This is a genomic window from Dorea sp. 210702-DFI.3.17, assembly GCF_020560825.1.
In the GTDB taxonomy this organism is placed as follows: domain Bacteria; phylum Bacillota; class Clostridia; order Lachnospirales; family Lachnospiraceae; genus Dorea; species Dorea formicigenerans.
This window is the reverse complement of the sequence record NZ_JAJCNB010000013.1, coordinates 50,742-63,765: the sequence shown is the minus strand read 5'-3', so window position 1 is coordinate 63,765 and position 13,024 is coordinate 50,742. Positions and strand designations below refer to the sequence as shown.

The following is a 13,024-nucleotide window of genomic DNA, read 5'->3' as shown; positions in this document are numbered from 1 at the left end:
ATATCAATCTTTTTCTCATCAGATTAGATTATCCGAGTTTTCGGACAGTCTCCCCTTTTATATAATATTATATACAAAAGCAGCTTGTTGTCAACATATATATATATGAATTATTTTGGCTAACTGATAGAACTATGTAGACATATCCAAGAAGAAAGGGGAACAGTAAAATGTAAGAGGGTGAATAACTATGGCAAAAAGACCAGTACCAAAATACGACTTCAAGGCTTTTGGGGCAGCGATAAAGGCAGCGCGTGAAGGACGCAAGGAAAGCCGCAAGAAAGTAGGCGACGAAATGTTTATCTCGCCGCGCTACCTTGCGAACATTGAGAACAAGGGGCAGCACCCAAGTTTACAGATATTCTTTGAGCTGATACAGCGTTACCATATATCCGTATCTCATTACTTCCAGCTTTGGCACGACTATTGAAAATTGATATGAATGAATTGTTTTCGTTTCATGAAGAATTGACAGAAAAAGAGATTGGACAATTTGTGAATGAACTTTCGGAAGTTTCATTGGACAGCTTTACAGAGGCTTTCGAGATGGCATCTCGTAAAATACAGGAGTATCCTCATTGCGACTTATTAATATATACGATCGCAACCGTTCTGAACGGATCTTTGACTTTGTCAGATCTTAATGACGAAGAACGAATGGAATATAATACAGCTATTATTGAGTGGCTGGAACGAACAGCAGATAGTCAGGATGAAAGAGTGAGAAATTCAAGCGTTTTTATACTTGCAACAAAATATGTCCAAATGGAGAAATATGAAGAAGCAAATGCCCTTTTGAAAAAAATTCCTGATACTGTAATTGATGCAACGATTATGAAAACAAGTGTATTAGCACATCAGGAAGGAACAGATACTGCTGCATTATTCTTAGAAGGGAAATTGCTACAGGCAGTTATCAATATCCAAAGCTACTTGTATAAGTTAATAGAAATGGAAGAAGAGACAGGAAATCATGATAAAGCAGAGAAAATTGCTGAGATTACAGATCACATGATATCATTGTTTGGACTATGGAATTATGGCAACACAGTTCCATATCTGCTGATTGCTGGATATCGAAAAGATGTAGAAAAATGTATCCAGTTAATTAAGCGATTATTAAGTGAATCACAGAAGCCTTGGAATATGACACAATCCCCTTTGTATTACAGGTATGAAGATACTGCACAGGGAAAAGCTTTTTCGGGACTTGGAAAAAATTTTGTTCGTGAATTGTATTCGGAAATTGAAAATAAGAAAGAGTATGAATTCTTGAGGGGGAATAAGGAACTCGAATCAATTTTTGAGGAACACTTGAAATAGGTTGTAAAAATGTATGGAAATAGATGTAGTTGAGAAAGAAGAAAATTTTTGACATTTCCACAGATGCGTGCTAATATGATTATAGAAAAAGAGTGCTACCGATAGACGGTTAGTCCACATACTTATTGATTACAAAAATAACCGTTCAGTTTGCAGGCTGGGGCGGTTATTTTTGTGGTTTATGATTATCTTTGCCTAATGTATATCCGATACTAAAGCAGGTTAAGCCGAAGCTCACTACTGCTATGAAGTCCACAATACTCATTGGCTTAGCCCTCCTTTCCACTGGATTCCTTTACAGGTTTCTATGTAATCAGAGGGTCACAGTCCCTCTGGAGAAGGACTAACCGCCTACCGTTATGGTAGCACCCATGTTTCGATTATAACAGTTAAAAATTACCGGTGCAATATAAAGTTGGTAGAGAAGTATCTAGTATCTACAGAAGAGAATCGGTTTGAGTATTCTCCGGTGCCAAAACGGTGCCAAGAAATCAGGCAAATCAAAATAGGTGGTGCAATTCAGCTGTTTTTCACTGTATTTTGGAGAGAAAACCATAAAAAATATGAGATAAAACGGGATTAAAGTATCGTGAAGGTGGACGTACTGTAGGATCAGGACGTGTTGCTACAATCATCGAGTAATACAATCTGAATATAGATTTGTTATCGCAAGATAACGTTGTGTCCAAACGTAAGATACCCGTAGAACTTCGGTTCTACGGGTTTTTCTGTTGCCTGGAAATGTACAAAAGAGTGGAAAAGAATAACGAACAGTATAGAAAAACGGTTGCCGGGAGAGTGTCCTGACAACCGTTTGTGATAACAGAATGATAACAAAATATATAATTTTCGCAAATATGATAACAGATAAAGTGGATTTATCCACAAATCAGAGATTTGCCTGTGGATTAAGTCAGATCATATGTCTTGATCTCATTACCTTCAGTGCCCTTTTTAACGATGGTATGACAACCTATCGTAGTTCCCATAGCACGCAGTTTCCATTCTTCTTGGGTAGCGTTCAGCTTATCCAATTCTTCCTGTCTTTTATCTTCATTTTCGATAGCTAATATTTCAGCTTTTTCCTTTTCATAGACATTTTTAAATTGACACCATTTCCTGAAAAAGTCCTGCATTGTAGGATTATCGAACGTCAGTGAAACCTTCTGATCAGGTGTTTCTGCAAGTGAGAGGTTCACTGAATCATCAATAGAAAACAACAGAGAGAGTACATCTCCGACTGTTTCAATATTAAAATCCAGAAAAACACTTACATTTAATCCCAATGCAGTTGCTATCTTTTCTAACTGATCTGGTTTTGGATTCCGGATTCCCAGTTCATATTTTCTGATCGTACCTACGTTAATGCCGGACAGCTCGGCTAATTGTATCTGACTGTATCCTCTGAATTCCCGGAATGCCCGGATTTTCTTACCTACCATAATGTGCTGCCTCCTTAATAATATTTGTGCTTCTATTCTAGCACAAAAGTGAATGATACAAAAGAGTGAGATTTAATAAATTGCTGATACGCAAGAAATATGTATGGAATGGAAAAAATAAATTCGCAAATGTTTATTGACAAATTCACAAAAGTGAATTATTATAAGAGAACAATAAAAGAGTCACAAAAGTGACTGGAAAGGAGGACGATATGAGAACTAATTATATGATGACTGTTGATGATGTCATGGAAGAATTAGGCGTGAAACGCAGTAAAGCATATTCTATTCTAAAGCAGCTCAATGATGAACTGGCAAAGGAAGGATATGTGGCAGTTCGTGGAAAGATTCCACGTCCCTACTGGGAAACAAAATTTTATGGATGCTCTCAGAGAGCAGTATGAAGGAGGGTTTAAGATGTCAGCTTACAAAGACAAAACACAGGGAACCTGGTATGTGAGCTTCCGTTATATTGACTGGACAGGAAAGAAAACGCAGAAGTTGAAAAGAGGGTTCAAGACAAAGAAAGAAGCATTGAATTATGAAAAGGAATTCATAAGAAAGACTGCGGCGGATATGAAAATGGAGATGAACAGTTTTATTTCAGTTTATTTTGAAGATAAAAAGAATGAACTGAAAGAAAATTCAATCCGTAATAAGCAGCACATGATGAACAAACACATTGTTCCGTATTTTGGAACAAGAAAAATGAATGAAATTACACCGGCAGAGATTATCCAGTGGCAGAATGCCATTCAGGAAAAAGGATACAGCAAGACTTATGAGCGTATGATCCAGAATCAGTTAAATGCACTGTTTAATCATGCACAGAAAATTTACAATCTGAAGGAAAATCCATGTAAGAAAGTAAAAAAGATGGGGAAATCGGATGCAAATAAGCTGGAATTCTGGACGAAAGCAGAATATGACAGATTTATCGCCGGGGTTGAGCCGGGGAGTGAGGATTATCTGATATTTGAAATTCTGTTCTGGACAGGAATCAGGGAAGGAGAGCTTCTGGCATTGAATCTTTCGGACTTTGATATGAGTGGTAATCTCCTGCATATCAATAAGACTTATAACCGGATCAGGAAAAGAGATGTGATCGATACTCCAAAAACAGAGAATTCAGTCCGTACCATTGATATTCCGAATTTTCTTAAGGAAGAGGTGAAGAAGTATGCGAAAAAACATTATGGATTTCCGGAAGATCAGAGGTTGTTTCCGATTGTAGCGAGAACACTGCAGAAACGTCTCAAGAAATATGAAGCATTGACTGGTGTAAAACCAATCAGAGTGCATGATATCCGGCACAGTCATGTGGCATATCTAATCTATCAGGGAGTAGAACCACTGATTATCAAGGAAAGGCTGGGACACAAAGATATTCAGATGACACTGAATACTTATGGGCATCTGTACCCATCACAGCAGAAAAAAGTAGCAGAGATGCTGGACAACAAACGTTAATACGGAGGAAGACGCAAATGAAAACAAAGAAAGTAGTCGGAAAAATATTTGATGTAATTAACTACAGTAAAAAGTTGAAAATAAGTTCCATTTTAGCAGATCGGGATTCAGATTATGTGATTCTTCTTGAATTAGAGGATGGGAGCAAATTTGAAATCATTATTATTCCTACAAGGAGATTTGTGTAAGGAGTAAAAGCTATGACTACTGACAGACAAAAAGAAAAAGCCCAGACAAAATATCTGAGCAAGTTCTCTGATAATCAGATTCACTGATATACCATCTTGGCAGATTCAGTATATCACGAATTGAAAGATACAACAATTCCCGAATGTCTGTTCATCAGAGACTTGCCCGGAGGGGCAGGAGGTAGAAGTGATATTATTTGAACAGGTTAAAGGATGTGTGACAGCGAGACAGGCTGCAGAGCATTACGGGATTAAAGTAAAGGGAAATGGAATGGCATGTTGTCCGTTTCATAAAGACCGACACCCAAGTATGAAGGCAGATAAAATCTATCATTGCTTTGCATGTGGAGTGGGTGGTGATGCAATAGATTTTACAGCAAGGTTATTTGGAATATCACAGTATGAAGCTGCGAAAAAGCTGATAGAAGATTTTGGACTGGATATAAAAGTCGAAGACAGAAACAAATACAAAAGGACGCACCAAAGCAGGAATACTTTGATATCAAAGAAACCTAAAGTTGTGATGATCAGAGAAAAACTGGAGCAGTGGTTGAAACTTGCAACAGACGTGCTGATCAGATATCTGAAATGGATTCAGTTCTGGAAAGAGTTTTACAGACCAGAACCAGAAGAAGAGTGGCATGAATTGTTTACGGAGGCATTGGCAAATGAAAGAAAGATAAATGACTATCTGGACGTGCTGATGTTTGGAGCAGGAGAAGAAATTGTAGAGTTTTTCAAGATGAAGAGGAAGGAGGTTGAGAGAATTGAAGAAAGAATTAACGAATATCAGCGAGAAGTCATTGATGGAATTAGAAGATATTGTGAACGAGGAGATGCTTACAACAGAAGATGTCAATAATATGCTGGAGCATACGGATAAGGGAAGAACAAAGCAGACAATCAGAAATTGTGTAACCGCACTTCAAAATGATCCAGTGCTGAAAAAAGCAATTAAGAGGAATGAACTTTCCGGAAGAATGGACATTGTGAAAGAGGTGCCTTGGGAACGGAGAAGCGAGAGCCTCACAGTGACAGATACGGACGATAGTAATCTAAAGATGTATCTGGAAGATAATTATGAGATTACTAGTGAACGAGTAATAAAAAAAGGAGTAGATATTGTTTCCAATGAAAATAAGTATCATCCGATTCGAGATTATCTGGAGAGCCTAATGTGGGATGGCGTTCCACGTATTGAGAATTTACTTCCACGGTTTCTTGGAGCTGAAAAGAACAGTTATACGACTGGCGTGATGAAAATGCATATGCTGGCAGCAATATCCAGGATATATGAACCAGGAATAAAGTATGATATTATGCTTTGCCTGGTAGGAAGTCAGGGAGCTGGAAAATCTACATTTTTTAAATATCTGGCAATAAATGACGATTGGTTCAGTGACAATCTGGATCACCTGGATGATGAAAATATTTATCGGAAATTACAGAACCATTGGATTATAGAGATGGGAGAAATGAAAGCAACTGTTACTGCAAAGAACATTGAACAGATAAAATCGTTTCTAAGCAGACAGAAAGAAACTTACAAAGTTCCTTATGAGGTTTATCCAGAGGACAGACCACGACAGTGTGTATTTTGTGGAACATCGAATGACCTAAATTTTCTTCCATTGGATAGAACCGGAAACAGGAGATTTGCCCCAGTTATGACAGATATAACAAAAGCAAAAGTTCATATTCTAGACAATGAAGAAGAGAGCAGAGCTTATATTGTACAGGCATGGGCAGAGGCTATGGTGCTTTATCAACAGGGAAATGTATACCTCAGTTTTACAAAAGAGATTGAGGAAGAAGCGAAGAAACTGCAGAAAGAATTTATGCCGGAAGATACAAATGCAGGAATTATCCAGGCGTTTCTTGATGACTATGAAGACGATTATGTATGTACAAAGCTTTTGTTTGATGATGCACTGCATCGGACAGGTGAGATGAAACAATGGGAAAGCAAAGAAATCGCAAATATTATGAATAATGCAATAGAAGGATGGAAACAACACGGTACTCACCGTTTTGGAAAGGAATATGGCATCCAGCGGTCATGGAAACGAATAGAAGGTATTGAGAAAAAAGACAAAGACGGATTCATGGAAGTACCGGAACAGTTGGAGATACCGTTTGAGTAAAGATTATTGTAAACGATGTAAACGGAACTTGAAGGAAAAACTTAAAAAGTTAACTTTTAAAATCTTTTGAGCCCCGTTTACAAATTCCGTTTACAAACTGGAAAGGAGCAGACAATGATGAAACAGGGAAGATTAGGATATAACAGCAGCAATGGAAGATATGGATTATTATCATCAGACTTATGGATTGATACAGGATTTCATTGTGGAGAAGGACTGGAAGTGCTGGTAGATGATGAATGGGTACAGACCAGAATGGAGATGAATCTGGCAAGAGAATGGTATCTGGTGGGGACACCTTACTGCGGAAATCTGGAATATGTGCAGGCGAGAATATCGGAATAAACAGGTCTACGATTCGTTTCAGTCGGTGCAGAACAGACGTCCATAAGGACGTTATGCCCCCGGCAGGGCGCAAGGGGACTTTTGATGGACGGTACGGCTGTCGAAAGTGCTTTTGCGTTACTTTTGACAAAAGTAACAAAACCGCCGTATCCGGCGAAAGTTTCTTAAATATCGCCATGTCTGGCGTAAATAAAAATTATGTGCCATATCTGGCACTCAAACAGAAAAGAGGTGAGAAAATTTATGATGAAACGAACAATCAGTGGCATGATCGGAGCCGGTTCACTGGCTCATAACAGACGGGATTTTGTAGCAGAAAATGTAGATCCGGACAGAGTACAATTGAACATTTGTTATAAGAATGAGAATCTAAAAGAAGTTTATAAAGAGTTGTTTGACGATGCGGTGGAGAGATACAATATCGGGAAAAGAAAGGATCGGCAAATTGCAAATTATTATGAAAAAATCCGACAGGGCAAACAGGAGAAGCTGTTCCATGAAGTGATATTCCAGATTGGTAATCGTGAGGATATGGCGGTGGGAACAACAGAAGGAAATCTGGCTGTAAAGGTACTGGATGAATATGTAAAAGATTTCCAGAAGCGGAATCCGACACTTCGGGTATTTGGCTGCTATCTGCATCAGGACGAAGCTACTCCGCATCTGCATATTGACTTTGTTCCTTATGTGACCAACTGGAAGGGAAAAGGAATGGATACCAGAGTCTCACTGAAACAGGCATTGAAAAGTCTTGGATTTCAAGGCGGAAATAAGCATGATACAGAACTGAATCAGTGGATAAACCATGAAAAGGAAGTACTGGCGGAAATCGCAAAGCAACATGGAATTGAATGGGAGCAGAAAGGTACACATGAAGAGCATCTGGATGTTTACAATTTCAAAAAGAAAGAGCGTAAGAAGGAAGTGCAGGAACTGGAACAGGAAAAAGAAAATCTGACAGCAGAGAATGAAGGTCTGACTTCTCAGATTGCGGACGCAAGGGCAGATATTAAGCTTCTGGAAGAAGAAAAAATTCAGTTCCAGAAAGATAAAGAAACAGCGGAAAGACGTGCTGAGAAAGCAGAAACAGAATTGAAAAAACTGGAAGACAGAAGAGAATTTCTGCAACCGGTGATGGATAATGTCAGTAAGGAAATAAAAGAATATGGAATGATCAAAACATTTTTACCGGAAGCTACAGCATTGGAACGTGCGGTAACTTATCGGGAGAAGAAAATCAAACCATTGTTTGTTGAAATGAAAAATAAAATCGGTGCAATGGCTGCACAGGTGAAAGAACTCACCAGAGAAAGAGATAACTGGAAAAGTAAGTTTCAGGAGAAAAAGAAGGAGTACGAAGATACAAAAAGTGAACTGGCAGAAGTTCAGAAAGATTATCAGAAATTGTCAGGTGAGAAAGAAATACTGCAGGGAATTGCAGACAGATATAACCGACTTTTACGCATGTTGGGGAAAGATATGGTAGAACGACTGGTGCAGGACGATATCCGGATGCAGGCGGAACTTGAAGCGAAAAAACAGAAAGAACAGAAAGAACAAATGCCGAAAAAAATAGGCGACCGCATACAATGGGCAAGAGAACGAAGTGAAGAACACAATGCACAGATAAAGAAGAATAAAACGAAATACAGAGGAATGGAGTTGTAAGAATATGAAGAAACAGATTTATGATGAAAAGAACGGACTGAGCTACACACTGCATGGAGATTATTATCTGCCGGATCTGGAAATCAATGAGGAAGAACCTGCATATGGAAAATATGGAATGATGCGAAAGCAGTTTCTGAAAGAACACCGGAGTGCAAGGTATCAGTATCTGCTACTGACCGGGAAACTGACGGAGCATTTAAATCAGGTTGATAAGGAAGCAAGAGAAAAAGTCGAGATACTGATGGAGCAGATGGTTGAACAGTGGGGAGTGACAGAAGAACTGAAGATGCAGGATCAGGTGGAATGGGTGAGGAGGATGAATAATATTAAGAATATTGCAGAAGAAAGTGTCATGAAAATTATATATTCATAGTAGTGGATAACCAATAAAAGGGAAAAAGCAAACGAAAGTATGTTCGTATTTTCGCTTGCTTTTTAAATTGCATTAGAGTATAATAGGGAAAAAACAGGTATAAATATATTCCCAGGAGTGATGAGAATGAGACAGGTACATATAAGAGTAGACGATGAGTTATATAATGAATTGAATTCTTATTCAGAAAAGAATGAACTGAGTATGCAGGACTGTGTCAGAGAAGCAGTAGCATATTATATGAGTGATGTAAAAAAGAAGAAGAATACAGGAAAAGAGAAAAAATTTACATTTATTGATCTTTTTGCCGGGATTGGTGGTATGCGTATTGCATTTGACCGGGCCGGCGGTCAATGTGTTTATTCAAGTGAATGGAACAAATACAGTCAGCAGACCTATTTTGCAAATTTTGGAGAACAGCCGGAAGGGGATATTACAAAAGTTAATGCTGCAGATATTCCGGATCATGACATTCTGGTTGCCGGATTTCCGTGTCAGCCTTTTTCAATAGCCGGGGTATCAAAGAAAAACAGTATGGGAAGAGCTACTGGATTTGAGGATAAAACACAGGGCACATTGTTTTTTGATGTCTGCAGGATATTGAAAGAAAAAAGACCAAAAGCATTTATGCTTGAAAATGTTAAAAATTTATGCAGCCATGATAAAGGAAGAACTTTTCAGGTAATCAGAGAGTCACTGGAAGAGTTGGACTATGAAATTTTCTATAAAGTTCTGGATGGACAGAATTATGTTCCTCAGCACAGAGAGAGAATATTAATTGTAGGATTTGACAGAGAACGCTATGGAGATAAAATTGATTTTGAGTTTAATCTTACACCACGTGTTCCAAAACCTGTTATGAGAGATATTCTTGATGAAGAAGTTGCAGATAAATACACATTGTCTGATAAATTGTGGACATATCTGCAGAATTACGCAGCAAAGCATCGGGCAGCCGGTAATGGATTTGGATATGGAATAGCCCCTTTGGATGGAGTGTCCCGGACATTGAGTGCCAGGTATTACAAAGATGGATCGGAAGTGCTTATTGCACAGGAAGGAAAGAATCCGAGAAGGTTGACTCCGAGAGAATGTGCAAGATTGCAGGGATTCCCGGATACATTTAAGATTCCTGTTTCGGATACACAGGCATATAAGCAATTTGGAAATTCTGTAGTCGTTCCATTAATGGGAGAAGTTGCAAAACTGATAGTTAACAACATTGAAACAATGGATAATGAGAAAGAACAGGATATACAGAGGAAGGTGATTTAAATGTCAGCAGGCTATGCGGAAATTGCGATAACATCAGTGTTAAACAGTGAAAAAAGCTTTTGCAAATTTCTTTCGGCAAATGATACAGGTGCGACCGGTGCTCATCAGTCGGGAATCCTGATTTCAAAAACTGCGATGGAAATGTTGTTCTCCAGAGAACAGCTTGAACAGGAGGGAATACCTAAAAGGACTGTAAAAATAAAATGGCAGAATGATTTTGAAACGGAAAGCTGTTTTACTTATTATGCAAGTAAAAACGAACTTAGAATAACAAGATTTGGACGAGGATTTCCGTTCCTGCATATAAATCAGACAGGTTCGTTGTTTGTTTTTACAAAACAGGCAGAAGAAAACTACAGTGGATATTTCTTGGATACAGAAGAGGAAATTGAGGAATTTCTTAATGCGTTTGGCATCAGTCCGACAGAAACAAACAGTTTGATAAATGTTGAAAATGTCCGGGCAGAAACACAGGAACAAATAGCAATTCAGGAATTTATAGCAAATCTTGAGGTGGATTTTCCAACGTCAGAAGAAATGTCAGCTACTGCAAGATATATACAGGACAGAGCTTATGATCATATTGAATATATACAGACAAATCCGGACAGGAAAATAATTGACTGGACTAATATGGAGTATACGCTGTTTCGTGCTCTGGAGTATGCAAGATATGGAGACATTATAACTAAGGGATTTTCAGATGTGGATGAATTTGTAAAAGTTGCAAATATGGTCTTGAACAGAAGAAAGAGCAGAGCAGGAAAAAGTCTTGAACATCATCTTGCTGCGATATTTGATGGAAATGCCATTCAGTATTCAGCTCAGGCGGTGACAGAAGGAAACAAGAAACCAGATTTTATATTTCCTTCAGGAGAGGCATACCATAACAGCAGTTTTGATATTCAGAAACTAGTAACGCTTGCAGCTAAAACTACATGTAAAGATCGTTGGAGACAGGTCTTGAATGAGGCGAACAGATTAAAAGATTCACCCAAATATCTTTGTACGTTACAACAGGGAATCTCAGGAGCACAGATGGATGAGATGCAGGCTGAAAATGTAGTATTAGTAGTTCCGGAACCATATATTGTATCTTATCCGAAAGACAGACGGGACAGAATCTGGACCATTGCACGTTTTGTGAAGTATATACAGGAAATCGAGGGATAATATGGACATCAAGAGTCCGGAAGAACGTAGCAAAAATATGGCAGCGATACATTCCAAGAATACGAAGCCGGAAATATATCTGAGAAAATTATTGTTTGCCAGAGGTTACAGATATGGCGTGAATTCAAAAAGTGTGCCGGGGCATCCGGATATATACATGAGAAAATATAATACAGCAATTTTTGTACATGGGTGTTTCTGGCACAGGCACGAGGGATGCAAATATGCTTACATGCCAAGATCAAGGGTAGAATTCTGGCAGAAAAAGTTTGACGCAAATATAAAGAGGGATGAATGTGTTCGAAAAGAATTGATGCGTAAAAAAGTCAAAGTAGTAATTGTGTGGGAATGCACAATAAAGAAAATGAAAAAAGATGAAGAATTCCGAGAAGATAAATTGCATCAACTGGAGGATTATTTGCAGAATGAACAATATAGCTTGGAGATTTGAAAAATAATTTCAGTGATTAGTGTAACTTGTTTTAATCGGAAAAGAATGATATACTGATAATTATCAGCACTCAACAAAAGAGAGTGCTAAGGAAGGAGCGCGGAAAATGAGTTTGCAGACATATTTTAAAGAATTTAACAAAGTAATAAAAATGGATTATGACGTTAAAAGTGAACTGAAAGAAAAAAGAGATATTTTATTAGGTATATTAAGAAATGATGACGATATGCCTGCATTTGATGAGTACAATCAGGGGAGTTATAGTATGCATCTGGGGGTTGAACCACTGGATAAAGAATATGATATAGATGTAGGTTTACGTTTTCATGTTAATCGTGATGATTATGAACCAATGGACCTGAAAGAGAAAATAAGAGATCTGTTAAAAAATCATACTGAGTATGGCGCAAAAATAAAAAAACCATGTGTGACAGTAACATACAAGAAAGATGGCGAAGCTGCATATCATGTGGATTTAGTTACTTACGTTTATGAAGACAAAGATGATTCTGACAGTCAGTTATATCTTGCACGTGGAAAAAACAGGGATTCAGAAGAAACATGCTGGGAGAAATCTGATCCGGTCGGGCTTGTAGAATATGTTAATGATAAATATAAAGGTGACGATAACAAAGAAGATCGCGAACAATTTCGCAGAGTAGTAAGATATATAAAACGTTGGAAAAATAAGAAATTCAGTAGTTCAGGAAATGCAGAACCACCAAGCATAGCAATTACGTTAATTGCTGTAGATCATTTTGAAGCTTCAAAAAAATATGATTATATAGAAGAAAAATATTGTTATGATGATTTACAGGCTGTGATTAGTTTTGCAAAAGAAATTCAAAAGCTGTTTGTGTTTAAAGAAGTGAATGAAAATGGACGATTAATGTATACTATAGAATACAATTTGCCTTCTTCATTGAACTTTGAATCCGATGTTAATCTCTTCAGAAAGATGTCAGATAATTATATGACAGATTTTAAAGAAAAGATTGATGATTTGGTTGATGATCTGGAAGCTGTAAAAAGTGAAACAGATGAAGTGGAACAGTGTAAGATGCTGAGTAAAATTTTTGGAGATGATTTCCCGATTCCGGAAAAGAAAAATGCAGCCAAAAAACAAATGAATTTTATACCTTCAACAAGTGCATCAGGAGTAGATTAAG

Annotated in this window: 14 protein-coding genes and 1 pseudogene; 14 read left to right on the top strand and 1 reads right to left on the bottom strand. The window is 37.8% G+C overall.

The genetic code is table 11. The features are described from left to right. Positions 1-190: 190 nt before the first annotated feature. Both LI149_RS08465 and LI149_RS08460 read left to right on the top strand, forming a co-directional pair. Positions 191-397 (top strand): annotated as a pseudogene (locus LI149_RS08465) (helix-turn-helix domain-containing protein); the annotation flags it as partial. Positions 398-414: 17 nt separating this feature from the next. Further along, entirely contained in the window at positions 415-1,323 is a 909-nt protein-coding gene (locus LI149_RS08460) for an XRE family transcriptional regulator (RefSeq protein ID WP_227143206.1), read from the top strand. 908 nt (positions 1,324-2,231) lie between these two features. On the opposite strand, the gene LI149_RS08455 is transcribed toward LI149_RS08460, so the two are convergent. Continuing rightward, entirely contained in the window at positions 2,232-2,765 is a 534-nt protein-coding gene (locus tag LI149_RS08455; protein ID WP_118045960.1) for a helix-turn-helix domain-containing protein, read from the bottom strand. A gap of 212 nt (positions 2,766-2,977) precedes the next feature. Between LI149_RS08455 and LI149_RS08450 the strand changes: the two genes are divergently transcribed. From LI149_RS08450 to LI149_RS08395, 12 genes are all read left to right on the top strand, one after another. After that, complete coding sequence (locus LI149_RS08450) at positions 2,978-3,169, top strand: helix-turn-helix domain-containing protein (RefSeq protein ID WP_009243123.1); 192 nt, start codon at positions 2,978-2,980, stop codon at positions 3,167-3,169. A 13-nt stretch (positions 3,170-3,182) separates the two neighbouring features. After that, positions 3,183-4,235: a site-specific integrase gene (locus LI149_RS08445; protein ID WP_147585617.1), complete on the top strand. Its 1,053-nt coding sequence runs from the start codon at positions 3,183-3,185 to the stop codon at positions 4,233-4,235. A gap of 17 nt (positions 4,236-4,252) precedes the next feature. Next, positions 4,253-4,423, top strand: a complete 171-nt coding sequence (locus tag LI149_RS08440; protein ID WP_227086704.1) for a hypothetical protein — start codon at positions 4,253-4,255, stop codon at positions 4,421-4,423. 187 nt (positions 4,424-4,610) lie between these two features. After that, a complete protein-coding gene (locus LI149_RS08435) occupies positions 4,611-5,285 on the top strand; it encodes a CHC2 zinc finger domain-containing protein (RefSeq protein ID WP_227086705.1) in 675 nt (224 codons plus the stop codon). After that, entirely contained in the window at positions 5,230-6,567 is a 1,338-nt protein-coding gene (locus LI149_RS08430; RefSeq protein WP_147585635.1) for a virulence-associated E family protein, read from the top strand. The genes LI149_RS08435 and LI149_RS08430 overlap by 56 nt, the downstream gene beginning before the upstream one ends. A 117-nt stretch (positions 6,568-6,684) precedes the next feature. Beyond that, complete coding sequence (locus LI149_RS08425; RefSeq protein ID WP_118699468.1) at positions 6,685-6,912, top strand: DUF5348 domain-containing protein; 228 nt, start codon at positions 6,685-6,687, stop codon at positions 6,910-6,912. Between the two features lie 243 nt (positions 6,913-7,155). Then, positions 7,156-8,580 (top strand): plasmid recombination protein, encoded by a 1,425-nt coding sequence (locus LI149_RS08420; RefSeq protein ID WP_304515581.1) that lies wholly within the window; start codon positions 7,156-7,158, stop codon positions 8,578-8,580. A gap of 4 nt (positions 8,581-8,584) precedes the next feature. Beyond that, the gene (locus tag LI149_RS08415; RefSeq protein WP_227086707.1) at positions 8,585-8,956 is read left to right on the top strand and encodes a TnpV protein; all 372 of its coding nucleotides are present in this window, start codon (positions 8,585-8,587) and stop codon (positions 8,954-8,956) included. A 126-nt stretch (positions 8,957-9,082) separates the two neighbouring features. Beyond that, a complete protein-coding gene (gene dcm, locus LI149_RS08410) occupies positions 9,083-10,231 on the top strand; it encodes a DNA (cytosine-5-)-methyltransferase (RefSeq protein ID WP_118045949.1) in 1,149 nt (382 codons plus the stop codon). After that, positions 10,232-11,404 (top strand): type II restriction endonuclease, encoded by a 1,173-nt coding sequence (locus LI149_RS08405; RefSeq protein WP_118045947.1) that lies wholly within the window; start codon positions 10,232-10,234, stop codon positions 11,402-11,404. It abuts the gene before it with no gap. Position 11,405: 1 nt separating this feature from the next. Then, positions 11,406-11,855, top strand: a complete 450-nt coding sequence (locus LI149_RS08400) for a very short patch repair endonuclease (RefSeq protein ID WP_118045946.1) — start codon at positions 11,406-11,408, stop codon at positions 11,853-11,855. Positions 11,856-11,961: 106 nt separating this feature from the next. Beyond that, complete coding sequence (locus tag LI149_RS08395; protein ID WP_118045944.1) at positions 11,962-13,023, top strand: nucleotidyltransferase; 1,062 nt, start codon at positions 11,962-11,964, stop codon at positions 13,021-13,023. Position 13,024 lies beyond the last annotated feature (1 nt).